Annotated in this window: 22 protein-coding genes and 3 pseudogenes; 17 read left to right on the forward strand and 8 right to left on the reverse strand. The window is 66.0% G+C overall.

Translation table 11 applies throughout. The annotated features are described in order from the left end of the window. Positions 1–119: 119 nt before the first annotated feature. A complete protein-coding gene (locus RPX00_RS23645) occupies positions 120–641 on the forward strand; it encodes a hypothetical protein (RefSeq protein ID WP_406642528.1) in 522 nt (173 codons plus the stop codon). On the opposite strand, the gene RPX00_RS23650 is transcribed toward RPX00_RS23645, so the two are convergent. Further along, a complete protein-coding gene (locus RPX00_RS23650) occupies positions 617–1,555 on the reverse strand; it encodes a DUF4291 family protein (RefSeq protein ID WP_406642529.1) in 939 nt (312 codons plus the stop codon). The genes RPX00_RS23645 and RPX00_RS23650 overlap by 25 nt on opposite strands. A 313-nt stretch (positions 1,556–1,868) precedes the next feature. On the opposite strand from RPX00_RS23650, the gene RPX00_RS23655 reads away from it, so the two are divergent. The 3 genes and pseudogenes from RPX00_RS23655 (at position 1,869) to RPX00_RS23665 (ending at position 4,336) form a co-directional block, all read left to right on the forward strand. After that, positions 1,869–2,714 carry a Hint domain-containing protein gene (locus RPX00_RS23655; RefSeq protein WP_406642531.1) on the forward strand — a complete coding sequence of 282 codons (846 nt, stop codon included), beginning with the start codon at positions 1,869–1,871 and terminating at the stop codon, positions 2,712–2,714. 669 nt (positions 2,715–3,383) lie between these two features. After that, positions 3,384–3,809: pseudogene (locus tag RPX00_RS23660) on the forward strand (23S rRNA (adenine(2503)-C(2))-methyltransferase RlmN); the annotation flags it as partial. A 395-nt stretch (positions 3,810–4,204) separates the two neighbouring features. After that, positions 4,205–4,336: a hypothetical protein gene (locus tag RPX00_RS23665; protein WP_406642533.1), complete on the forward strand. Its 132-nt coding sequence runs from the start codon at positions 4,205–4,207 to the stop codon at positions 4,334–4,336. 33 nt (positions 4,337–4,369) lie between these two features. Here RPX00_RS23665 and RPX00_RS23670 read toward each other — a convergent pair whose 3' ends face one another. Next, on the reverse strand, positions 4,370–4,867 hold the full coding sequence (locus RPX00_RS23670; RefSeq protein WP_406642535.1) for a GNAT family N-acetyltransferase: 498 nt from the start codon (positions 4,865–4,867) through the stop codon (positions 4,370–4,372). A gap of 948 nt (positions 4,868–5,815) precedes the next feature. On the opposite strand from RPX00_RS23670, the gene RPX00_RS23675 reads away from it, so the two are divergent. The 5 genes and pseudogenes from RPX00_RS23675 to RPX00_RS23695 form a co-directional block, all read left to right on the forward strand. After that, positions 5,816–6,517, forward strand: coding sequence for an RHS repeat-associated core domain-containing protein (locus RPX00_RS23675; protein WP_406642537.1), 702 nt, complete (start codon positions 5,816–5,818; stop codon positions 6,515–6,517). Beyond that, the gene (locus RPX00_RS23680) at positions 6,427–7,386 is read left to right on the forward strand and encodes a Hint domain-containing protein (RefSeq protein ID WP_406642538.1); all 960 of its coding nucleotides are present in this window, start codon (positions 6,427–6,429) and stop codon (positions 7,384–7,386) included. The genes RPX00_RS23675 and RPX00_RS23680 overlap by 91 nt, the downstream gene beginning before the upstream one ends. Before the next feature lie 1,128 nt (positions 7,387–8,514). Continuing rightward, positions 8,515–9,048 (forward strand): HNH/endonuclease VII fold putative polymorphic toxin, encoded by a 534-nt coding sequence (locus RPX00_RS23685; RefSeq protein ID WP_406642540.1) that lies wholly within the window; start codon positions 8,515–8,517, stop codon positions 9,046–9,048. After that, positions 9,045–9,497 (forward strand): hypothetical protein, encoded by a 453-nt coding sequence (locus RPX00_RS23690; protein ID WP_406642542.1) that lies wholly within the window; start codon positions 9,045–9,047, stop codon positions 9,495–9,497. Before RPX00_RS23685 ends, RPX00_RS23690 begins: the two co-directional genes overlap by 4 nt. 481 nt (positions 9,498–9,978) lie before the next feature. Beyond that, a pseudogene (locus tag RPX00_RS23695) lies at positions 9,979–10,334 on the forward strand (23S rRNA (adenine(2503)-C(2))-methyltransferase RlmN); the annotation flags it as partial. A 123-nt stretch (positions 10,335–10,457) separates the two neighbouring features. On the opposite strand, the gene RPX00_RS23700 reads toward RPX00_RS23695, so the two are convergent. Continuing rightward, on the reverse strand, positions 10,458–11,444 hold the full coding sequence (locus tag RPX00_RS23700; protein WP_406642543.1) for an ArsR/SmtB family transcription factor: 987 nt from the start codon (positions 11,442–11,444) through the stop codon (positions 10,458–10,460). Between the two features lie 148 nt (positions 11,445–11,592). Here RPX00_RS23700 and RPX00_RS23705 point away from each other — a divergent pair, with 148 nt between their 5' ends. The 3 genes and pseudogenes from RPX00_RS23705 to RPX00_RS23715 all read left to right on the forward strand — a co-directional run. Then, positions 11,593–12,666, forward strand: coding sequence for a hypothetical protein (locus tag RPX00_RS23705; RefSeq protein WP_406642545.1), 1,074 nt, complete (start codon positions 11,593–11,595; stop codon positions 12,664–12,666). A gap of 14 nt (positions 12,667–12,680) precedes the next feature. Beyond that, a complete protein-coding gene (locus RPX00_RS23710) occupies positions 12,681–13,061 on the forward strand; it encodes a hypothetical protein (protein WP_406642547.1) in 381 nt (126 codons plus the stop codon). Positions 13,062–13,301: 240 nt separating this feature from the next. Continuing rightward, a pseudogene (locus RPX00_RS23715) lies at positions 13,302–13,415 on the forward strand (23S rRNA (adenine(2503)-C(2))-methyltransferase RlmN); the annotation flags it as partial. A 37-nt stretch (positions 13,416–13,452) separates the two neighbouring features. Here RPX00_RS23715 and RPX00_RS23720 read toward each other — a convergent pair. Next, positions 13,453–14,589 (reverse strand): FAD-dependent monooxygenase, encoded by a 1,137-nt coding sequence (locus RPX00_RS23720; RefSeq protein WP_406642548.1) that lies wholly within the window; start codon positions 14,587–14,589, stop codon positions 13,453–13,455. 92 nt (positions 14,590–14,681) lie between these two features. Here RPX00_RS23720 and RPX00_RS23725 point away from each other — a divergent pair, with 92 nt between their 5' ends. After that, a complete protein-coding gene (locus RPX00_RS23725; protein ID WP_406642550.1) occupies positions 14,682–15,008 on the forward strand; it encodes an ArsR/SmtB family transcription factor in 327 nt (108 codons plus the stop codon). A gap of 38 nt (positions 15,009–15,046) precedes the next feature. On the opposite strand, the gene RPX00_RS23730 is transcribed toward RPX00_RS23725, so the two are convergent. From RPX00_RS23730 to RPX00_RS23745, 4 genes are all read right to left on the reverse strand, one after another. After that, positions 15,047–15,649 (reverse strand): TIGR03086 family metal-binding protein, encoded by a 603-nt coding sequence (locus RPX00_RS23730; protein WP_406642552.1) that lies wholly within the window; start codon positions 15,647–15,649, stop codon positions 15,047–15,049. Between the two features lie 56 nt (positions 15,650–15,705). Further along, entirely contained in the window at positions 15,706–17,877 is a 2,172-nt protein-coding gene (locus RPX00_RS23735; RefSeq protein ID WP_406642554.1) for a molybdopterin-dependent oxidoreductase, read from the reverse strand. A 93-nt stretch (positions 17,878–17,970) separates the two neighbouring features. After that, positions 17,971–18,585, reverse strand: coding sequence for a glyoxalase (locus tag RPX00_RS23740; protein WP_406642557.1), 615 nt, complete (start codon positions 18,583–18,585; stop codon positions 17,971–17,973). Between the two features lie 53 nt (positions 18,586–18,638). Then, positions 18,639–19,034, reverse strand: coding sequence for an MmcQ/YjbR family DNA-binding protein (locus RPX00_RS23745; RefSeq protein WP_406642559.1), 396 nt, complete (start codon positions 19,032–19,034; stop codon positions 18,639–18,641). 50 nt (positions 19,035–19,084) lie between these two features. Between RPX00_RS23745 and RPX00_RS23750 the strand changes: the two genes are divergently transcribed. The 4 genes from RPX00_RS23750 to RPX00_RS23765 all read left to right on the forward strand — a co-directional run bounded on the left by RPX00_RS23750 (position 19,085) and on the right by RPX00_RS23765 (position 22,719). Then, positions 19,085–20,623, forward strand: coding sequence for a PucR family transcriptional regulator (locus tag RPX00_RS23750; RefSeq protein ID WP_406642562.1), 1,539 nt, complete (start codon positions 19,085–19,087; stop codon positions 20,621–20,623). A 109-nt stretch (positions 20,624–20,732) separates the two neighbouring features. Further along, positions 20,733–21,995 carry an NAD(P)/FAD-dependent oxidoreductase gene (locus tag RPX00_RS23755; protein WP_406642563.1) on the forward strand — a complete coding sequence of 421 codons (1,263 nt, stop codon included), beginning with the start codon at positions 20,733–20,735 and terminating at the stop codon, positions 21,993–21,995. A 7-nt stretch (positions 21,996–22,002) separates the two neighbouring features. Next, positions 22,003–22,182: a hypothetical protein gene (locus RPX00_RS23760; RefSeq protein ID WP_370939389.1), complete on the forward strand. Its 180-nt coding sequence runs from the start codon at positions 22,003–22,005 to the stop codon at positions 22,180–22,182. A 90-nt stretch (positions 22,183–22,272) separates the two neighbouring features. After that, positions 22,273–22,719: a GreA/GreB family elongation factor gene (locus tag RPX00_RS23765; RefSeq protein ID WP_406642565.1), complete on the forward strand. Its 447-nt coding sequence runs from the start codon at positions 22,273–22,275 to the stop codon at positions 22,717–22,719. Positions 22,720–22,739: the final 20 nt, after the last annotated feature.

Genomic DNA, 22,739 nt, shown 5'->3' on the forward strand with positions numbered 1-22,739 from the left:
CAATGGTGCGCCGGTCCATCGGAAACCAATTTTGTCATGTACGTAAATCAATTCTGTCTTCGACCGGAACAGTTCGGAAATCTGCTCGACAATATTGTTCGGGGCAGCGGAGAGTTGTGGTGATTGGTCCCGAGGAACGACGGCACCTGATGAGCGGCCCGCGTTCTGGCCAGGTGGCCGGCGGGGTCGGCACTGTTGATGTCCTCGCTTGCGAAGGCAACGGCACCGAGATCCTCAGCCGGGCTCAGGCCGTGTTGCTGACGATCCTGGAGTATTCCGAGGCAGAGTGGCCGGCTGTGGAGGAATGGAGGGCGCTCCTTCCGTCCTGGTTCGTAGCCGCGTGCGGTGAGGAGATGCGGCGTGAGGACGCTGAACGCTGGTTGACCTGGTGGCGCACTTTGGGACCTGCTGACAAGGTCAGAGCGGAATCTGAACGTCGATGGACTTTGGCGGACTGGCTATACTGGCTCAATCCGTTGGAGCGCCAGTGGTTCTGGTGGGATGCCAAGGCAGAGCAAGACGGCACGCTCCGAGTGACCGTCGAGGTTTCGGGCTGGCCGACGGCTCTAGGTGCTCTGGACTGGCTGCTGCGAGCCGCTGGTGCCGTTGAGATCGTTCATGAGGAGAGCTGGCCGGGCTGAGGTTCGCTGGCGCCGATGAGACCGCGAATAGGTGCGGGCACGGGGTAGACCTGTTCGATGGGCAGTTCTTCCTGGGCGGCGTCGAGACGGCCGGAGCTGACGTAGCGGTGGACACGCGCGGCGAGCGGAGTGACATCCGTGATCCTGGTGATCCACTGGTTGATGTAGCGGTCGACAGCGTCGCCGGAGAGCCCGATCTGGATGGCGCGCCGGTTGAGCGGAGCGAGGGTTGCCGAGCGGTCGGGATCCCATTGGATGCGGACCGGACTGGTGTGCTTGCGCTCGGCCCAGTGCTGTCGGCTGGCGTAGGTGCCGGGTTCGTAGCTGCTGAGGGCGGCATGGGCGAGCGTCCATTCGAAGCCGTCCCTGGTGAGCTGGATTTCCAGGATACGTTCCTGGCCGGGCTTGGTCGCCCATCCGGACCGGTACATCATCCACAGGAACGAGGGCTTGATCCAGGTCATCCGGTCGCGCTTGAACGGTGCCACGAACGTCTGGGATTCGACTGCCGCGTCGGCAATTTGCGGTGAGTACGCCTGGTAAACGGTGATGGTCTGGTCGGTGAAGCTTGCCCGCACGTCACGGCGTGGCGCGCTTGGCAGGCCATCACGTTGCTTCGCCTGTGACGAAGCAAGGTTTGGCGATGATCGTGGCGAGTTCGTTGTCAGCCAGTCGACCCCTGAAGCGGCTGTCGCGGGCCTGGATATCCCGTCGTTCGTTACGAGGTGATCGACGGTCGTGTTGAGGACCTCGGCGAGGAAAATGACCGCTTCGCGGCTCGGTATGTCTTCTCCCGTTTCGTAGCTGTTGACCTGACTGGCGTCGCTGCTGATTTTCTCTGCGAGTTCTGCCTGGGTCAGACCGGCCCGGGTTCGCAGGTCGCGAAGGCGGTTGGGAATGAACTGGCCAGACACGTGGTTGCCTCCGTGGTTGTAGGGTAAGGCTCATTGTGCCTTGCCAGCAATGGCTGTGGCGCTTGTGAATCATCTCTGGAGCGCAGTTGGGCCGGAACTCCCGGCAAGTGTCGCCTGCGCCATCGGTGACAATCCCAGCTGTCTCGTGCGCCATCGTGGCCGCGGCGAACCTGACCGTGCACGACCGAGGAGCTTTGCTTCGTGGGCGACCCGGCGGATCTTGCGAGCCGCCCCTGGCCGACTGTGGCGATTGGATCGAGGAACGCTGCGCCGTCAGCCTGTCCTCCGGGACGCGGCACAAGCCATCCGCATCGTGGACGACGTTGTCAAGGACGAGAGCAAGGCCGCTGAGGGTGCGATCGCCCTTGGAATTTCCTGTCCGATCGCGCATAGCTTCACCGGCGACACCCCGGTATTGCTGGCGGACGGCTCGACCAAACCGATCTCCGAGATCAAGGTCGGCGACATAGTTGCCGACAGCGACCCAACGACAGGTCATGCGCAACAGCATCCAGTGACAGCGGTCCATGTGACCAGCGGTGATCGTGACCGGGTAGAGCTTGATCTTGCCGATGCCGACGGTCGCCCGTTGCGGACGACTGAGCACCACCAGATTTGGGAAGCTCAGACAAAACACTGGGTCGAAGCCGGGCAGTTGCAACCAGGTGATCGAGTGTCCGTACCCGGCGGCACCGCAACGATCCGGCGAGTTGCGCGCTACCAAGACAGCGGCTTGACCTACGACCTCACGATCGACGGCTTGCACACGTATTATGTGCTGGCAGGCCTTGAACCAGTCCTGGTCCACAACACCGGCTGCTTCAGCCTGACCGACCTCGGCGGCGGGAAGCTCCAAACACCCGAAGGCCTTGTTTACGGGCCGATGAAAGGAGGAGAAGGGCATCGGATATTTCATGTCGGAGCCCACGCTTCGGAGAGTGCTAATCCGAATAAGCTGAACCATAGCATCTTCACTGGTCAACAAAGTCCCCTTGAGTTGGTTGACGAGGCATGGGCGAGGCGTGGCGCGGCAGAGCCGGGTGATCCAGGCGCATACGTCGTTCCAATGGGAAGATCCATCGGGAGCGGCGGCGAAACATCGATTCGTGTCGTGGTCAAGCCGGGAACGACGGAAGTTATTACTGCATATCCATACTGAGTGCGAACGGAAGATGAGAAATGGAATGCCCAAGATGTCATCAGGGAATTCTTGGAAAAGTTAGGACGACTCGATTTTCTATCACTATTGTTAAATGTCCCGAATGTGATGCAATCTGGCCAGAAGACGGAGTCTTCCGGTCGGACAATTTTGTTCAGTTTCAGTTGTTCCTGGACATTCTGGGAGAGTCTGAGATGACTACCCGCTACGAGGAACTCGGCTCACCTTCGTAAGTAAACAGAGGCCGCATCCGCGGCGTGGCTGTGCTCGAGGCATGTCAAGCGACTGATCGGTGCATCGGGCGCGGCCGCAGATCTGCTGGTTCACAGCCCTCGGGCGGTTGTGCGCCATGGGGAGGCGAGAGCGGCTCCCTCGTGTGAGCCGAGGTAGATCGGGACATCTGAGAAGTCCCGGGTTCGCGGCGTAACTCAACCAGAATGTTGTGTGAAGTGTTGACATATCGGGCCGCGGAGCTGTTCTTCCTCGGTGGGCTGAAGGTGGAGGTCTTGCTCCCGTCGTCTAGGGATGAGCACCATTCGGTGAGGGTTGGCTCGGGCTAGTCGAAGATCGTAAGGTGGCCGGGACGGAGTAGCTGTGACACGTCGCACAGCGGGAAGATTCTCCGTGCCTGAGCTGTGTTAATGCGCGCCGTCACGGTGTTGTAAAAGAGTAGGCATGGGTGGGCCGCTGGCGAACTACAAGCGCGTGGTGGCGGCGGTGCGGCGGATCACTGATCCCGCGCCGGGCGGTTTGGGTATCGGTCAGCGTTCGGTGACGGTGTCGACGGTGGGTTTGGCTCCGGCGATTCGGAAGCTGGCGGACGAGCGGATGCAGGTTCGGCTGGCGGTGTCGCTGCACACTCCGGTACTACGCCGATACCTCGGGTTGCCGGGTGTCGATCGAGTACGCGCTGATCCGGGACATCAATGACCAGCCGTGGCGGGCGGAGTTGCTGGCGAAGCGGTTGCGTCGCCGAAGCCGGTGGAGCGTGAGTTCGTGCGGCTGGTCAACGCCGGTGGTGTGGCGTGCACGGTCCGGGACACTCGTGGTCCGGACATTGCGGCGGCGTGCGGTCAGTTGGCTGCTGAAGGCTGAGTTGTTGGTTTCGATGATGGAGTGTCTGTCGTGATGTATGCCCCCAGCCTGCTGGAACCGGCTGCGGAGAAGCTGCTCGCTCCGTGGCTCGCCCGCTGACCATCTCGATCACCTGTTGTTGGGCTGTCCGGATGCTCATCTCGTCACGAAACGGCCGGCGTCGTTGAGTTGGGGCAGACGACGTGCCCACCTCGATTCCCGCCCTGGTCGAACCAGCAGTGCTGCAGTGGGCAAGGGTCTCGATCGGGCTGACGGAAGTGGCCGCGATCTTCTTTGCCTGGACGAACTCGGCTACCTCGACCTGGACAAGGCCAGCGCGAAGCCGCTGTTTCAGATTTGACCGACCGCGAGGAACGCAGCTCGATCGCCGCGTCCTCGACCCCGCCGTTCTCTGAATGGCCCAGGCCTTCGCCGACAAGCGGTGCTGCTCGGCCATCGTGGACCGGCTCACCTGCGACGGGCACATGGTCGAGACTGGCACCGGGTCCTACCGGCTGAGCACACCCGGCCCGGTGCCGGCGTACTAGTTCAAGGGCACGGACGCGCACGGATGAACGTGCTCAGCGACGATCGCCTTGCTCGGTTTTGACCGTGCGGAAGCCTCGGCGATGGTAGTTGGGCAGGGCATGAGGGTGGTCCAGGCTGGAGGTATGCAGCCAGATCCTGGTCACGCCGGGGGCAAGTGCCCAGCCTTGCCGAATCCCGAGCGTCAGCGCGTAGCCGCCCAGGCCCTTGCCGACGAACTCCGGAAGCAGTCCGAAGGTCTCGATCTCCACATCGCCGCCGGGGTGCAGGTCGTAGGCGACCATGCCCGCCGGCTGATCCTCGAAACGCAGCAGCCAGAACACTCGATCCGGGTGCCGCGCGAACCAGGTCGCCCATTCCTCGTCGGTCCGTCGCGCGCTGTCCCACCCGTACGGGGCGCCGATGCGGGCCTGCAGGTCGACCACCAAAGGCGAATCGCGGTCCAGCCGCTCCAGGGCAAGACCGGGGACCGGGTCAGCCGGGGCAAGCTGGTCACGGGCCGTCATCTCGACATACGTCACGATCTCTTCCACCTGCGGAAGGCTAACGCGTGCTGCCCTCCGACACGGGATCCGGCACTCGGGTCCCGGGGAGCAGCGGAGTCGACGGACTGTCCAGCCCGCGGCGGCCGTCTAAACCGCCATCGCGCCCCGAGCATGGGGAACCGCGCCGACGAGCCCGGACCTGAAAGAGTTGGCTGCTCACGGAACCCGCGCCTGTCAGCAGGTCAGGAGCGGTACGCCAGTCAGGATGCTCCCGCCGACCGCTCACACCGTCTCACTTGCCGCAGACATCGCTTTGCGGGTTGAAGTGCTCATCACGTCTCCTCGTTTCGTCTTTCGCGGTTCGTCTGGTGTCTTGGTGCCCAGGGCCGAACTCGCCAACCGAAGAAGAACGAGACCGATGAAGGCGAGACAGAGGAAGGCCCAAGGCCGAACCGGTCGCTCCAGCCCCTGAATTCAGTTGACCGGCTGGGTGAATTCTTTCACAAGGTAGCCTTGACAGTCATTACTGGATATCTATTGTTCCTGGACCTTCTGGGCGAATTTGAGATTACTGCCCGCTATGGCGAACTCGGCTCGCTTTCGTAGCTGGACGGAGACCGAGTTCGAGGAGCCGCGGCCCGCGGATGTGGTCGATCGTGGTGTGACCGTTCATGTATGTGCTGATCCGCCTACACCTACGACCCCTCCGGCCGCACCCTCACCCAAGGACCCCCGGGCGCCGGGCAGACCTTCACCTACGACCCTGAAGGCCACATCGCCACCGCCACCGACGCCAGCGGCAAGGTCTCCAGCTACACCTACGACGCCGACGGCAACCTCCTGCTCACCAAGGACCCGACCGGCACCACCCTGACCCTCAACGACCTGGAACTGTTCCGCGGCACCGGCACGTCCACCACGGTCGGCACCCGGTTCTACACGTTCAACGGCGCACCCGTCGCCGAACGCGACGCCAACGGCGGCCTGACCTGGTCGATGACCGACACCCAGAACACCGCCTACGCCACCGTCAAGGCCGACAACCTCGCCGTCACCCAACGCTGGCAGGACCCCTACGGCGTGGCCCGCGGCCCGGTTCCGTCCCTCTGGCCGGACAAACACGGCTACCTGGGCGGATACCGCAACACCACCGGCCTGACCCACCTCGGCGCCCGCGAGTACGACCCGGCGCTCGGCCGGTTCACGACGGTCGACCCGGTGCTGAAGACCGACGACCCGCAGCAGATGAACGGCTACTCCTACGCCAACGACAACCCGATCGGACTGACCGACCCGTCCGGCCTGTGCCCCGGCGTCCCCGACGGCGCGTGCCGCCGGCCCGACGGCTCGATCGGCGGCGGCGACGCCTGCCGCAACGGCGGCTGGAGCTGCGACAACAACGAAAAGAACAACACCTGCGGTTGCCGGGCGGCCCAGCAGCACCCTGCCAACCACGGCGCTCCCGCGTCCTCCGGCGGGCACCACCAGGCCGCGCCGAAACAGCACGGCGCATCAGGCGGCGGTGCGTCCGGTGGGTCCGACGACAGCGACGACGGGGGAGGCTTTGGGGGTGGCTCCTGGGCCACCTCAAGAAGGCCGGGGAGGCCTTGTACGAGTTCTCCGGAGCGAAGGACTTGGTGGACGGCTGCTTCCGCGATCCCGCAGTCGTCGGATGCATCAAGGGCGTGCTCGAGGTAGGGGTGTGGTTCGTCCCTGGCGGCGCCGCGGCCAGAGGCACCGAACTCGCCGTCTCCGGCGGTGCTCACCTCATCGAAGGCGAGGTCGGGGTGGAAGGCCGTGCTGTCGCCGAAGATCTCGCGGCGGGTTGCACGCGTAACAGCTTCGCCGGATCCACGCCGGTGCTCATGGCTGACGGGACGATGAAGCCGATCGAGCAGGTCAAGGTCGGGGACAAGGTCCGCAACGCCGAGCCCGACAACGCCAACACCGAGATCCACACCGTCACGGCCGTGCACATCACCGACACCGACCGCGACTTCGTCGATGTCACCGTCGCCACTCCAGGCGGCCCTAAGAAGATCACCAGCACCGCACACCACCGCTGGTGGGACGCAACCACCCACACCTGGACCGACGCCACCGACCTCCGGCCCGGCGACCTTCTCGACACGCCCGGCGGCGGCCACGTCGCCGTCCAAACCCTCAATCGCTACACCAGCAGCTTCCGTACCTACAACCTCACCATCGACACCACCCACACCTACTATGTACTCGCGGGTGCCACGCCGATCTTGGTGCACAACAACAGCTGCCCGATTGATTCGGTGCCTGGTCCAGAAAAGGGAGAGTCGTTCCCGCTGCCGAAGGGGGCCGCAGGAGTGCCGGTCGATACAGGCAAGGGAATGGTGTACGATATTCCGGCGGGAACTGAAGGGCTTGACTCTAGAGTTACGCAGGTTCGGGTCATGGACCCGGTTACGACTGGCAAGTACCAGTACCCGAATGGTTATGTGGTCTACATGAACAAGGCAGGGCAGTCAGTGAACCCGGCGGACGGGAAGACAATCGCCAAATCCAGCCCCTACAACCACCTTGCGCTGCCGTGAATACGGTAGAAGACTTGATTTGGGCGCGCATCCGGGTGTCCGGTGCTCCTGGGCCCGACATGGATCCGCTTGTCGAAAGCGACGCGCTCCAAGAGGCGCAGCTGCTTGACTTGCGCGTGCATGCACTCACATCAACCGTTTGCCTCCTGTTCGAACTGCGGACCGCGCTGCAATTTGAATATGGAAACGCTGCTGCTCTCGTTATTCGTGGATTGCAGAAGTCCGACTGGCGGGGAATTCGGAGGGATAGCGAAAGGGTGGCCTGGAGCGTGGTTGGAAGTGAGATGCATGCTGGGCCGGGCCTTGTTGAGCTGACTGTCACTCTCTCTCCAAGTTCCTCGATTCGGGTCGTTGGAACGAGCGCAGAATTCTATGTTATTGACGTTCCAGGAATTGGTGAGGTTCCACCGAATTATTGCTCGGATGGTGAGGGCTCTATCCGGAGTCAACTGCCTGGTTGGGGTTCGCCGTTCGCACTTCTCCAAGCCTCCTACCTGGAGGCGCGCACAGACTAGAAGAACCCCAGGGCCCACGGGTTCGTTCGACTCGGTGTTGAGGACCGGGAACCCGCAGCCGATGACTGGCCACTCTTGCGCAGACGACAACCCGGTCGGGCCTTCGACCCCTTCGGGTTGTGCCCCGGCGTCCCTGGCGGCGCGTGCCAGATGCCCGGCCGCGGGCCTTGGCAGGCGAGTCCGACGCGAGTAATCTGCTCGGCTTTGCGGCTGGGCTGTCTTCCCCGCCCGCTGACGAACGCCGCCATCGCGAGGGATGTCGTTGCCTGCGTCTCTGGTAGGACTGCTTTCGCTTGCTGCACATGTCCTGACTGCTCTTTGAACAATCCGACGAATTCGACTGGAATCACGGTTCACGGACGTAGCCACTGTGGCGTCACAAAGAATTACACTTGCGGTTGCCGGGCGGCCCAGTCGCGCCTAGTCAACTACGGCGCTCCCGCGTTTTCGGCGGGAGCCGCCAGGCCGCGTCGAAACAGCACGGGGCATCAGGCGGCGGTGCGTCCGGTGGGTCCGACGACGATGACGACGACAAGGGCTTTGGAGGACGATCTGGGGCGGACTAAAGGATTTCGGGAAGACTGTCTACGAGGTCTCCGGCGCGAAGGACTTGGTGAACGGCTGCTTCCGCGATCCCGCAGTCGTCGGGTGCGTCAAGGGCGTGCTCGGGGTCGGGGTGGTGTTCGTCCCCGGCGGTGCCGCGGTCAGGGGCGGCGAACTCGCCGTCGCCGGCGGTGCTCGTCTTATCGAGGGCGAGGTCGGTGCGGGAAGCCTTGCTTTCGCGGCAAACACAAGCCGCGAGGAGGCGAAAGCCGCGGAATACGACCGTGCGGGGCTGCCCGCGGATGCTCAACCTGACGCCGCATGGACGGTTGGCGACGACGTAGCTCGCCGTGGAGCGCCAGGCTATCGGTACGATGCGAAAGACCGCGGCGCTCACGGCAACTGCGAGCAGTTCGAAACTGAAGGCGGGAGCAGGGTTATCGCTGAGCACACTAACGATCCGAACGCGCCGAGACCGCATTTTCACGCCGGACAGCCCAAGGTTGACGCGACTCGTACCGGGGTGAACTTCGGGTGGGACTCATCCACGGAATTCGAACGCTACAGTCAGGTCGGAGGAAAGCATCATATACTACTAAAATGAATTACTATTCTTCGGCGGAAAACCTTAGGAGCGGTATGCTCCGGGCCTCGGGTCTTGTGGTATTGGAGGCGAGCTCGTCTTTTGACGGGCCGGCTCCGATGGATGCGTGGCGAGTTATTATCAGCGGGAACGCTGTTCCCACTGCAAGGGTGGCGACCGATTCGGAATTCGACTACCTAAGTGAAGTAGATCGAACCTGGGAATCGGTCGCGGAAGAGCTGGGAATTTTCGGGAACGATAGGGAGTTTTTGATCAGTGTCGCAGGCAGTCCGATTGGGAGATTGCCCTGGGTGCGCGTCCGCCCTGCTCGAGACCTTTCTCTTGCTCGCCATCTCGTGAATAATCCCGAGGAGCCGGAGTTTGTGGCAATGTCAGTTGACGCTCGGGTGATTTGCGGGGTGACGACTGAGGAGTATGAGATTTGGATAGTCGGTGCAGATCTTGCTTGATTGGCGTAAATACTCATAACTTAATAGTTTTTCAGGTCGCAGGGTATAGTACGGGGCGATGGGATCCGTTGAGCCCAGAACCCTGATAATTGAAGGTTGTCGAATTTCCGTCGGTGTTACGTAATGTCGCTCTGTGTATAGTTTATGTCGGTGGTGGCCGGGCGGAGGCGGCAGATTCGCTGGGCGGGTTCTCGTCGCAGCGGGCGGCGCGGCAGGCCCGGGTCCGCCTGTGCGATCCCGGCGGAAAAGATCTGTGGGCCGCGGTGATCACGGTTGGACAGTAATTGCAGTTGTGGCTGCACGCGCGGGCCGAGCCGACATGCCGACGTGCGGAGTTGCCATCAGCACGTCCGCGGTGGCACCTGGTCCCGTGCCTGGGCGACCCGCTCGCCGGGGCAAGCGGCTGTGGCACGGCTGCGCCTCGAAAAGATTTTGTGCTCTTGAGCTGGGTGAATCCGGGTCGTTCTGATGTTGTAAACGGGTCGCGATGGGTGAACCTCTAGCGAATTTTCGTCGCGTTATATCGGCGATACATCGCATTGTGTATCCGTCTCCTGCTGGGCTTGGTATCGGTCAGCGTTCGGTGACGGTGTCGACGGTGGGTCTGACTCTCCGGACGACGAGCTGCGGGACACGCTGGTGTCGGTGAACAATCGTTGGTCGGTGGACGAGGTGCTTTCGGCGGCCTGGTACTACGCGGACACGTCGGGTCGGCGGGTGTCGATCGAGTATGCGCTGATCCACGACATCAATGACCAGCCGTGGCGGGCGGAGCTGCTGGCGAAGTGGCTGCGGAAGCACCTGGGCCAGCTCGTTCATGCCAACGTGATCCCGCTGGAAGTCGCTGCTGATTTCTCTGCAAGTTCTGCTGGGACAGGCCAGCCTGCGACAACCCAAGGAAAGGGATGGGTGCGGCCGCGTCAACCTCGAGCGAGGCCTGCCGAGCAACACTATAAGAAATCACAGCCTGCCGTCAGGCGCGAACGTGTCCGCGTCGACGACGTCCCGTCCATGCGGAGAAAGCGTGTGCATCACAGTGCGTCCGTCGCGGACGCTCGTCACGAAGCCCGCTTGCCGCAGCAGGCCGACCTGCTGGCTGACGGTGGCCAGCGACATGCCGACGGCCGCCGCGAGAGCGGAGGTCGTGTGCGGGCCGGCCAGTTGCACGAGGATGCGGGCACGGGTCCTGCCCAGCACGGGGGCGAGGCGTGCCTGGGTCCGTTCCGGGTCGGGCAGGGCGGTGGGCGCGGCGCGGACCGGGAAGACCAGCACCGGTTCGAGCGCCGTGTCGATCAAGGTGACGGGAACGCCGTCGCAGAAATACGACGGGACCAGGGTCAGGCCACGTCCGCCGAGGTCGATTTCCCGGTCGAGGGGATAGTCCGTTTCGAGCCAGGGCCAGTTCCATCGGATGGCGGGTGACAGCGAGCCGAGCACCGCACCGAGGCCCGATTCGACGACGCGTTGCCATCCACCGCCGTGGTGGGCCGTCGTCATCCGGCGGATCAGCGGCCACCGCGGTTCGATCACCGCGTGGAAGTACCGTTCCAGCGAACGCATCAGCAGCCCGAGGGCGTGGCGGTCCCCGGTGGCCAGCGCACGGGCATACTCCGTGGTTGGCCTGCCCAGCCGCTCCGGATGGAGATCGTCGAACAACTGCTGCCGAGGCGTTGACGCGATCGTCTCCATACCGTCGGCCACGTGCTCCGACCTGGGTGTCGGCGTGAGGAAGTCGGCGAAGTTGCCGCGCGGCGGGATCAAATCGGCGATCACGCGGCGGGCGGCCCGGATCTCGTCGGACCATCGGCCGGCGCCCTCGGTGACGTCCTTCAGCTTGTGCACGCTGAGCGCGAGTTCCCAGAGCGGATCAGGTGTCGCGCGAACCCGGGTGTTGAGCAGGTCTGTCGGCGTGAATCGCATCCGCAGCTTGCCCAGCCGGGTGTTCACAGTGGCCTCCCTGCGTGCGCAGGGTACCGGAGTTTCCGTTGCTCGCAACCGGAATATCTGTTGTTTTGGCTGGGGCCGAAAGGTCCTGGTTGATTTCGGTGCGGCCAGGTAACACTCGCGACGAGAGCACCGAGCGTGACGGGAGAGAGTGCCGCTGATGTTCCAGGTCCGCCCGGAAATGCTGACCGCGTACGGCAATGTCGTCGATGTGCACCACACGTATGCCGAGACCGCGCGGAGCTACGTCGAAAAGAACACCCACCTCGACACCGCCGCACTCTCGCTGCTGGACAAGCTCTACCAGAGCCACCAGAAGATCGTGAACGACGTGACCACCAGTCTCGGGCAGTTGCGTGCGGTCAGCCTGAACTCGGGCGCGGAGCTGCGTCGCGCCGCGATTTGGTATGTCGAGAACGAGAACGAGCACGTCCGACGACTCGACGACAGCTACGGGCGAGTGACAGTCTCCCGCGCCAAAGAGCCACGCACCACCGACGAGATCACCGAAGCCGAGCAGCCGGAAAACAAGCTCGCTCCGCCCACGATTCCCGATGAGTACCCCGATTTCACCTCGCTGTTTTCAAAGATCTCCGACAGGTTGAGCCCGTCGTGGTACGTCGCGCAGGTTTTGGAGATACTGCATCTGACCAATCCCGCCGACGATCTCGCCAAGATGATCGTCGGCGACTGGAAGGCCTACGCCCGGTGCGCCTCGACGTGGCACAACCTGGCCGGTTTTTACGGCGCGGTGGCACACAACATCGAAGTGGGCAATGCCGAACTCGATCGCAGCTGGCAAGGCAATGCGGCAGATGCTTGCTACGACTACTTCTCGAAGCTCGCCGCCAAACTGCGCACGATCGAGAGCAAGCTCGAGAACCTCGGCCACCGTTACACGGCCGTCGCCATCGGGGTCTGGAAGCTGGCAAATTCATTGGCGGGGCTCATCACCGGCATCCAGGACGATGCGGTATGGATCGCCCTGGAGATCGCCGCCGGCGACGCCACCTTCGAAACGGGTGTCGGGCCGGCTGCGCTGTGGTCCCTCGCTGGCGTGCAGTGTGCCCGATTGATCGAAAAGTACAACAAAACCGTCGAAGGCTTCACCGGGCTGGCCAACCTCGTCGAGGATGCCGTCGCGTGGTTCGCCGCCGCGGCGAACCAGGTCGATCCCCTCGCCGGAGAGCGACTCCCCGGACATTACGACCATCCCGAGGTCTGAACGGAGGATCCGTCATGGACGAGCCATCGGTCGATTTCGGCACCGACGACCCGAAACTGGCTCGCGCGCGGCGTGCGACTCTCACCAAGCTGTCCGGAGGCGTCGCCGGCTCGGAACTCGCCGAACTGGCACGGGAAATCCTCGCGGGCCGGTTCAGCGCATCCGAACTGGTCACCACTAGCACCTACAGCGAGGCCTTTGCCGGCCGCACGGAGCGGTTCGCCGAGTACTACCGGTCGCTGTCCGAGGACGAACGCGAACAGCTGGCGGAACAGGGCCAAGCGTTACTCGAACAACCGCCCGCCGCGCCGGCTGCCGCACCCCGGAGCCCCCGCGCCGACGAGCCGGACGATGACCCGATGCCGGAGACGTTCAGGGTAAAAGGGTGGGACTGACCCCGCATGCGGCGCACAGCCAACGACCGGCCAGCTGAGAGCCAGAGTGATCTTGAGCTTGTGCGTGACCGCTTTCGTCGGGTTCGCGGTCGAGGCTGGGGCCAGCTGGTTTCGGTGATCGAGAAGCTGAATTCGATCGTGCTTTCCTTGGAAATAAAGGATTTTCCCGCCAGCTCGCCTGGTCGACGGCCGCACAGCGTTCGCCGCGGCGATGCACGGGGCCTCGCTGCACACCGAGCGCGCGACACGTTGGCGCCGGTGCACAATCGTTGGTCGGCGGCGGTGCGGTATCACGCGGACACGTCGGGGCGGCGGGTGTCGATCGAGTACGTGTCGATGCGGGCGTTGTCCGATGCTGATCTGGAGAAGCTGCTCGCTGACCCCGTCCGGGCTACCCGGCGCTAGTGGTTTCGCGAGACGAGGTCCGGTTCGTGCGGCCGATCGCGCGGCCCACCGTATTGCGGACCGCGAGACCTGATCGGGTGCTGGGTACCAAAAGCCTGGACAGCAGGCCGACACGTCGCTGTCGCGGTTGCACTTCGCGCCGGAGCCTTGACTCGTAGGCGGCGAAAGCGCGGGCGTGATCGCCGTGGTGGGCGGCGAGTTCTTCCGCGAGGGCATGCGCTCCCGCCATCGCCATGCTTGACCCGTCGCCGAGCAGTGCGGTGGCCGCCGCCGCGTCTCCGAGCAGGACGACCCTTCCGTGGGACCACGAGGACATCCGGACGGTCGTCAGGGGGTCGAAGTACGGGGCTGGGTGGTCGAGGTACGCGGCCACGAGTTCTGGTGCTCGCCACCGCACGTCGGCGTACGCGTCGGCCACGGTTTGCTTGTGGAGAGCGATGTTTTTGCGGTCGTGGGGTGCCGTCCGTGTGGCTCGGAAGGTGAAGATCGCGAGCGGCGTGGTGCGCGAGGGGTGGACGACCAGCATCCGGTTCGGTGCGGTGAGCATCGTCAGCTCGGTTGGGTCGTCGACGGCGTCGGGTTCCAGTGGGACGGTCGCGCCGTAGAGGCCCAGGTCGCGGACGAACTGCTGCTCAGGCCCGAACACCAGACGTCGTACGGTGGAGTGCATCCCGTCGGCACCGATCACCAAGTCGAATCGCCGTGGCGCGGACCGTCGGAAGGTGACGTTGACCCCGCCGTTGTCCTGATTCAGTGCGGTGACCGTGTCGTCGAACACGAACTCGGCGTCGTTCCGCGCCGATCGGTGGAGCACTTCGGACAGGTCGGCTCGGGTCACCTCGACCCCTTCTGAAGAAGAAGGAAGCCGCAGGACTCGTTTGCCTGCCGGGTCGAGCAGGGTCAGCGATCGGTTGCGGGTGGCGAGTTCGCGCAGCTGTGGAAGGACGCCCATCCGCTCGGCGACCGGTATCGCGGGTCCCTTTACGACGATCGCGCTGCCGCCGGAGCGCAGCTGCCGGGCATGCTCGACGACGGTCGGCCGGTATCCGTTCCGGGCGAGCCAGTACGCGAGCGTGGGCCCGGCGATTCCGGCGCCGACGATCAGCGCCTCGGGCTTCTTCATGGCGGGACCTCTCGGAGCAGGTACGATCTATTTCGTACCTTAGTAGATCACGCCTTCAGGTATGATGCAATACGTACCTGAAGGAGGTGTCCGTGGCCGGAACGAACCTGGCCGGTCCCGAGGCCGATGCGCTCGAGCTGGGCGTGGTGCTGCGCGCGCTCGCTGACGAGCACCGTCGTGCGGTGATGACGGAGCTGGCCGCCGACCGCACCGACAGCGAGCGGGGCTGCAGCTCGTTCGATCTTCCGATCTCTAAGCAGACCCAGACCCATCACTTCCGGGTCCTGCGCGAAGCGGGCCTCATCGACGAGATCGATTACGGCAACCGCAAGGGTGTTCGCTTGCGACGCAAGGATGTGGAGGGTCGGTTTCCTGGTCTGCTTGCGCTTCTGGAAGCCGAACACCGGGATGTTGGCTGAGCGAACAGACGCGCTAGAGGAGTTTGCGTGCCCCTGGCTCACCGTTCGCTGAACCGCCCGGGGTCCCGCCCCATCAGGTGCAGCAATCGGTCCTGCCGCGACGCCGATTCGCTCAGCAACCCCGGCACAGCGAAGAACCGGTGCGTCGTATCGGCGGCGATCGGCGACTCCGCCAGTCCAAAGTAGATCGTCTCCAGCTCGTCGCTGATCCACGCGACCAGGCCGGGGTCGAGACAGTCGTCGACACCAAGAGCTTGCGCCAGGTCCCAGGCGTGAATGGCGGAATCCGTCGCCCGCACGGCCAGGGCTTGGCGGCCGGTCACCTGGCCCAGCGGGTAGTCGAGCAGTTGATCCAGCGCGCCGGGACGGCTGAAGGCGTCGAGGACTAGCTGCACCGACGCGGCGTAGGCGGCGAGCGGGTCATCGCCCAGGGCGTCGGCGTCTCGCAGGCGTAGGAAGTCCTCGCGGGTGCCGCCAGCGAGGAGGTCGGCGTAGTTGAGGTTTCCTCGGACCATGTGGTTGACGAGCTGGCGCACGTTCCATTCCGCGCAGGGCGTCGGGGCGGTCCAGTCCCGGACGAACGGCAGGCGCTGGGCGAATTCGGTGCTGGCGGCACGGAATCGGGCGAGGACATTGATCATGTCGACCAGTCTTTCGCGGCAGGGGCACCGACCGCTGGCGCGAATCCGACGTGGCGCTAGCTGTCTTTGGTGATTTCGCACAGGGAGGCGCGCAAGGGCGAGCTGCCGCTGATCGGGTCGCTCGGGCCTTGGCTCAGCACGAGGTTGAGGTTCGCGCTGCCGTCGCCGAAAGGCGGGTAGCCGGGCTGGCCTAGGTCGTCGGCTGGCTGCCACCAGCCGTGCTGGCCGCAGACGACGTCTGGGTGCAGGTTGACGTTGAATGTGGCTTTCGTGCGGATACTCCCTAACGGTGTCTCTAATCGTACCCAATCACCGGCGTTGATGCCGCGGGCGGCGGCGGTTTCGGGGTGCATCTCAACAGTGGGTTCGGGGGCGGATTTGCGCAGGCTCGTGATTTCGCGATGCTGGGTTTCGCAGAAGAACAGCGACTTCGCGCAGGTGAGAATCAGCGGGTAACGCGTCGCCAGGTCTGGCCGGGATCGTGGGCTGATCGACGGTTCGGCGAAGGTCGGCAGTGGCGGATATCCGTTTTCCAGCAAGGCTTCGGAGTACAACTCGACCAGGCCGGACGGGGTGCGGAAGCCGCGTTGTTCGTACTTGCGGTGGACCGTTTCCAGCGGCAGCCGGATCCCTTCCGGGGCGGCGCGCAGTTGATCGAGGGTGATCCCGCTGGGCTCCAGTTGGTAATGCCAGGCTGCTTCGATGTCTCCGTTGAAGAACTGCGGGCCCAGTCCGAGGGCGACGGCCAGGTCGAAGATGATCCGCAGATCCGACCGGGCCTCGCCGCGGGCGGTGACCAGTGGCTGTCGCAATTGGACAGTCGACTGCGCGGCTTGGCTTGTCTCGAAACCGATCCGCAGCGCTTCGGCTTCCCAGGCGCTGGTTGCGGGCAGTACGAGGTCCGCCTGCTCGGCGGTCGGGTTCAGGAACAAGTCCGTGTGGACGAAGAAGTCCAGCGCGCGGAGAGCATCCCGGCCCCGTGCGCTGTCGCCGTGGGCCAAGGCCAAGTTGCCGCCGAAGTTGACCAAGGCCCGGGCTCGGTAGGGCACGCCGGTCAGGGCCGCGCGGTAGAAGTCCTCGCCGGTGATGAACTCGAACTTCGCCGGGCCGAGCGGGCGCGGCTGTATTCCGATGGCCTTGCGCCGCTGTTCCGGCGGCAGCAGCTCCCGGCCGTCGACGGGGTTGGTCGACACGGGCGTGAACAGCACGTTTCCGCCGGGTGCGTCGATACATCCGGTGAGTGCGTAGAGCTGGCCGATGGCTCGTACGGTCTGGGTCGCGTTGCTCTGCTGTTCCAGCCCGCTCCAGGTGTAGAACGCGACCGGACGGTGCTCCCAGAGCAGCCTGGCCGTCGCGGCGATCTGGTCGGCGGGCACGCCGGTGATCTCCTCGGCGGCCTCCGGAGTGAACCGCGCGCATTCTTCGACGATCAGGTCCCACACCCGGCGCGACGCACCGACTGGTTTCGCTGCGTTGGTCCACCGCTCGACGAATTCCTTGTCGTACCAACCGTTGTCGATCATCACGTGCGTGATCGACAACGCCAGCGCCGCGTCCGTGCCGGGGCGCACGCGCAGCCACTGGCTGGCCTTGCTGGCCAGCCCGGCGCGCCGGGGATCGACCACGACGAGCTTGGCCCCGCGACGCAGTGCGGCGGTGGTCGCGGTGGCGTGCGCGAGCCGCGAGACCGACGGGTTGTAGCCCCAGTAGAGGATGCATTGCGCGTTCTCGAGGTCGGGCAGATAGCCGCCGGGGACCGGTTCGCCCCAGGTGTAGAGGGTGGCGAGGTGGCGGCCCCAGCCGCAGAGTTCCATGTAGCTGACGAGGTTGGGGCTGCCGAAGGCGCGCCGCAGCCGGGTCAGCCATTCGATGGTGTCCGACATGGCTGACGTCGACGGCGACGCACTGCCGAACACCACCGCTTCCGGTCCGGATTCCTCCGCGATCGCCGTCAGCCGGGACGCGATCGTCGCCAACGCCTCGTCCCAGCCGACGCGCTCCCAGCCCGGGTCGGCCGCGCCTTTCGGGGCGGTCCGGCGGAGGGGATGCAGCAGCCGGTCCGGATGCGCGACGATCTCCGGCGCGGCCTTGCCTTTGACGCAGATCGCGCCGCCGGTCGGATGGCCGGGCAGCGGGCGGAGCGCGAGCAGTCGCCCGTCCTCGACTGTCGCGGTGGCTCCGCACCTGGACACGCACAGCGGGCAGAACGTCGGTACTTCGGTCGCCATGGGGCACCTCCGGACTCTGTTGGTGAGTCGGAGATGCCCGCTCGGGTGTAACAGCTCGTGAGTGTTTGTGCCGGTTCTAACCGGCTTCGCCAGTCATGAGGCCAGAACCGAAGTCTCCCAAGCGAATCCGTCCGGATCCGTGAACTGCCCGGCATTCCCGCCGATGGTCAGCAGATGCGAACCCGATCCCTCCTCCGGCACCCCGGCGTCCTTGGCCAGCGCCTTCCGGCCGTAGAGCGCCAGCTTGACCGGGCTGGTCTCGAATTCCACGTACTTCCGCCCGTAGCTCTTGCCGACGGAAAGCCCGTGCGACACGTAAAACTGCTTGGTCGCCGCCACATCCGACGCGCCGAGCAGCAGCACCATCTGGTCGTACTCCCGGACCCCGGGGCCGGAATCCTTCTTCGTGGAGGTCGCGACCTTCCAGATCGCGCCGTCGGGAGCCTGCACCACGCCGCCGAAACCCCACAGCGACTTGGCTGCCGGTTTCAGCGAAGTGGCGCCCGCGGCGAGCGCGGCGTCCAGGTAGGCGACCGCGTTCGCGGGCTGGGAAACGGTGAGCGACAAGGTGAATCCGCGGAAACCGGTGCTCGGCGCGGTGGCCTGCCGGAAGCGGAGGCGGTCGCCCAGATCGAACGCGGCGGTGTAGAAGCGTTCGGCGGCGGCGACATCGGGAACGTCCAGGGTGACGAAGTCGAAGGAAGTCATGCCGTAAACGCTAAATCCGGCACCAGTCCCGACGCTTCTTGATTCCTGATCGCTTACCGGGAGAGCCACGCCTCGCGCCGACGCGGTGACGCCCGGGACAGCCAGGCGTCCTCGACGACCTCGCGCAGCCCCTGCACGGTCAGCGAACCGAGATGGGCGGCGCGGATCAGCACCGACAGGTGGCCGTCGAAGTGCGGAGTGGTGAAAAACGGGCTGTCCGGGTCCTGGACCAGCGCCTGCTTGTCCGATTCGGACGGTACCCAGAACACGATCACGTCCGGATAGCGTTCCCCGGTCTCCGGGTCGAAGGCGTCCGGCCGCGGCGTCCGGAAGAACACGAACGACTTGCCGCCGACCTGGTAGACGGGGTTTTCTTGCGAGCCGCGCACCACCGTGACGTGGGGCATCCCCAGCGCCAGCTCGTGCACGTCCTCGACCCGCGCCCGCATGACCCGCACGATACGACTCCCCGCAGACGGTGTCAGGTATGAACAGGGGCATGGTCACGCTGGATCGGCTCGTCAACGTCCTCGGTGGGTACGGCGCGCGGTTGTGCTGTTGTCCCGTCGCGCGCGAAGCGGCGTTGCGGGACGTGGTGATGGACGACCCGGCTGACCCGCGCGGGTTGCGCGGCGACGTTTACCTCGCGGTGGGCGTCGATTCGGTGCTGGAAGCCGTCGAGCGCGCGGCCGCGGCGAGGGCGTCTGTCGTGTTGGTGCGGGGATCTGTGCTGCCGGGGCCAGCGGAAGTGACCCGAGCAGAAGAAGGACAGGTCGCGGTGCTGCTCGTGGACCCGGAAGTGTCGTGGGGCCAGCTCGCGGGCGTGGTCTACGGCCTGGTCCTTGAGGGGCGCGAAACGGAATCCGGACGCGGGCCGACCGATTTGTTCGCGCTCGCCGACAGCCTCGCCGACGCGCTCGGCAGCGCGGTCACCATCGAGGACCAGCTGTCCCGCGTGCTCGCGTACTCCAGCCGTCAGCAGGGCGCGGACCGGGTGCGGCTGGAGACGATCCTCGGCAGGCGCGTGCCGGATCCGGTGCGCGAGCTGTTCGAGCGCCGTGGCGTGTTCGCGCATCTCGCCGAGTCCGACGAGCCGTTGTTCGTCGAAGCCGATCCCGAGCACGGGCTGACCGGGCGCATGGTGGTGGCGGTCCGCGCGGGACGCGAGACGCTCGGGTCGATCTGGGTGGAGTGCGAGGAGCCGCTGTCGGACGTCCGGCGCACTGTCCTGCACGACAGTTCCCGCACGGTCGGGCTGCATTTGCTGCGGTCGCGGGCGAGCGCGGACCTCGAACGGCAGGTCGAATCGGACCTGGTCATCCGCCTGCTGGAGGGCACCCCGGACGCGGCGGCCGTGCTGAGCAGGCTCGGGTTGCCGCCCGGCCGGTTCCGCGTGGTGGCGCTCCAAGCGCACATCGCCGACGAACGGCACGCCGCGCTGCTGCTCGCGTTCGAGCGCGCGACCACCGGGTTCGGCTGGTCGCGGCCGGGCCGGAGCACGCTGTTCAGCAACACCGTCTACACCGTCCTGCCCGGCGAGGACGTCGCGGCCGCTCGCGCGTGGATCGACGGGATCCGCGACGCCTTGCCCGCCCAGGTCACGGTCGCGGCGGGGATCGGCGCGCCCGCGTCCACCGCGGAACTACCGGCCAGCAGGCGGGAATCCGACGAATGCCTCGCCCTGCACGACGTCCGCCCGAACCCGGGCGCGACCGTCGCGTACGACGAGTCCTGGGACGACATCCTGATCCTCCGCCTGCGCGCCGCCGCGGCTGCGGGACGGGCTCCGGCGCGCGGTCCGATCGCGGACCTGGCCAGGCACGACGCGGCCCACTCGACCAGCTACGTCGCGACCCTGCGCGCGTGGCTCGAAACCCAGGGCGACCTCACCGAGGCCGCCGAACGGCTCGGCGTGCACCCCAACACCATCCGCTACCGGCTGCGGAAGATGGCCGACGTCACGCCGCTGCGGCTCGACCTGCCCGCGAAACGGCTGGCGATGATCATCGAGCTGGCCGTCGCCGATCCGCAGGATTGACCGATCCGGACAAACCGGCCCGCTCCGTTTGGCCGAACTCGACAACGCCCGTCCGCCCGATCCGGGTCATCCTGGCCGCATCAGCACAACCAGCGCGGCGGAGGAACACATGGGCGATCTCGACCGGAAGAGCGGCGGACCGCGTTCGGCGATCGTGGCCGGCGCGGGCATCGTCGGACTGTCGACCGCCTGGTTCCTGCAGGAACGCGGCGTGCGGGTGACCGTGGTCGACCGCGAGGGCATCGCGGCGGGCTCGTCGTGGGGCAACGCGGGCTGGCTTTCGCCCGGGTTGTCGATCCCGCTCAACGAACCCGCCGTCCTGCGCTACGGCCTGCGCACCCTGCTCGACCGGCAGGCTCCGCTGCACGTCCCGGCCAGTCCCGACCCCCGGCTGTGGCAGTTCCTCGCTCGATTCGCGGCGAACTGCACCCACCGGTCCTGGACCAGGGCGGTGCGCGCGAACCTCCCGTTCAACGACGAATGCCTTGAGGCGTTTGACATCCTGACCGCGAACGGCGTGGACGCGCCGACGATCGACGCGCCCATCACCGCGCTGTTCGAGACCTCCGCGCAAGCCCAGACGCTGGTCAAGGAACTGGACCGGCTCGGCGACGCCGGGCAGAAGGTGTCCTGGGCCCAGCTCGCCGGACCGGAGCTGCGCGAGCACTTCCCGCAGGTCACCGACCGGATCGGGGCGGGCATCCGGATCGACGGGCAGCGGTACGTCGACCCCGGCCGGTTCGTCGAATCGCTCGCCCGCGCGGTGGTCAGCCGCGGCGGCACGATCCGGCACCGGTTCGAGGTCGCCGCGATCCGCCGGCACGAGTACGCCTACACCGTGCTGTCGGCGAACGGGCAGACGGTCAACGCCAACGCCGTCGTGCTCGCCACCGGCGCGTGGCTGGGCGAACTGGCGCGCAAGTGGGGCGTGCGCGTCCCGGTGCGCGCGGGACGCGGGTACTCCTTCACGGTGCCGACCGACGAGCCGGTGCCGAGCCCGATGTACCTGCCGGACATCCGGGTCGCATGCACCCCGTACCAGGGCGGGCTGCGAGTGGCCGGGACCATGGAATTCCGCAAGCCGGACGACCCGCTGTACCCGGCGCGCGTCGACGCGATCATCGCCTCGGCCCGGCCGCTGCTCAAGGGCCTGCGGTGGGACGAGCGCACCGACACCTGGGTCGGCTCGCGCCCGGTCAGCGGCGACGGGCGGCCGGTGATCGGCCAGACCGGCGCGCCGGGCATGTACGTCGCGGGCGGGCACGGCATGTGGGGCCTGTCCCACGGCGCGATCACCGGGAAGCTGCTCGCCGAGCAGATCGTCACCGGCAGGCGGCCGGCGGCGCTGGCGCCGTTCGACCCGCTGCGGTGACGCCCGCGTGTCCGCCGAACCCGCCGGTCCGCCGCCGCTGACCGGGGACGAGCACGCCGAACTGCTCTTCCTCCGTGCGGAGAACGCCTTGCTGCGCACCGAAAGAGACATCCTGGTGAAAGCCGCGGGCTGGTTCGCCGCCGACGCCGGCGTGCTCGACCGCCGCACCGAGCCCGAGCCCCGCTGACCGCCGCGGGACTCCTCGAAAGTCCGTGGGGGCTGGAGGCCTCCTGCTCGCCCGGCCCCCACGGACGCCCATCCGAAAGGCGCATTTCCCATGTCGACCACCTCCTCGCGCCCCTGGCTGACCGCCGAGGCGCACGCCCGCCTCGCCGCGGAACTCGCCGCCCTGCAGCGCGAACCCGACCTCGACGGGGACGACCTGCTCGACCGCAGGCAGCACCGGCTGGCCCGGATCCGGCGGCTCCAGGACCTGCTGCGCGACGCCGTCGTCGGCGAGGACCCGCCGGACGACGGGATCGCCGAACCCGGCATGGTCCTGACCGTCCGCTACGACGACGGCGGGGTCGAGACGTTCCTGCTGGCGGTCCGCGACGAGGCGGGCTCCGACCTCGAGGTCTGCTCGCCGGACTCGCCGCTCGGGCGCGCGCTGGACGGCGCCAAGCCGGGGGAGCGGCGGGAGTACGAGGTGCCCAGCGGCTCGGTCGTGCGCGTCACGCTGGTCGAGGCTTATCCGTACGGGCGTTATCAAGACCACATCTGACCCGGTTTCGCGGCTACGCT

This window comes from Amycolatopsis sp. WGS_07 (assembly GCF_045278895.1).
GTDB lineage: Bacteria > Actinomycetota > Actinomycetes > Mycobacteriales > Pseudonocardiaceae > Amycolatopsis.

Excerpts from the sequence above, each read along its gene's own strand:
- RPX00_RS23665 (WP_406642533.1), top strand. The coding sequence starts at position 4,205 with ATGGCCCAGGCCTTCGCCGACAAGCGGTGCTGCTCGGCCATCGTGGAC.
- RPX00_RS23675 (WP_406642537.1), top strand. The coding sequence starts at position 5,816 with ATGACCGACACCCAGAACACCGCCTACGCCACCGTCAAGGCCGACAAC.
- RPX00_RS23690 (WP_406642542.1), top strand. The coding sequence starts at position 9,045 with ATGAATTACTATTCTTCGGCGGAAAACCTTAGGAGCGGTATGCTCCGG.
- RPX00_RS23710 (WP_406642547.1), top strand. The coding sequence starts at position 12,681 with ATGGACGAGCCATCGGTCGATTTCGGCACCGACGACCCGAAACTGGCT.
- RPX00_RS23720 (WP_406642548.1), bottom strand. The coding sequence starts at position 14,589 with ATGAAGAAGCCCGAGGCGCTGATCGTCGGCGCCGGAATCGCCGGGCCC.
- RPX00_RS23730 (WP_406642552.1), bottom strand. The coding sequence starts at position 15,649 with ATGATCAATGTCCTCGCCCGATTCCGTGCCGCCAGCACCGAATTCGCC.
- RPX00_RS23735 (WP_406642554.1), bottom strand. The coding sequence starts at position 17,877 with ATGGCGACCGAAGTACCGACGTTCTGCCCGCTGTGCGTGTCCAGGTGC.
- RPX00_RS23740 (WP_406642557.1), bottom strand. The coding sequence starts at position 18,585 with ATGACTTCCTTCGACTTCGTCACCCTGGACGTTCCCGATGTCGCCGCC.
- RPX00_RS23745 (WP_406642559.1), bottom strand. The coding sequence starts at position 19,034 with ATGCGGGCGCGGGTCGAGGACGTGCACGAGCTGGCGCTGGGGATGCCC.
- RPX00_RS23750 (WP_406642562.1), top strand. The coding sequence starts at position 19,085 with ATGGTCACGCTGGATCGGCTCGTCAACGTCCTCGGTGGGTACGGCGCG.
- RPX00_RS23755 (WP_406642563.1), top strand. The coding sequence starts at position 20,733 with ATGGGCGATCTCGACCGGAAGAGCGGCGGACCGCGTTCGGCGATCGTG.
- RPX00_RS23765 (WP_406642565.1), top strand. The coding sequence starts at position 22,273 with ATGTCGACCACCTCCTCGCGCCCCTGGCTGACCGCCGAGGCGCACGCC.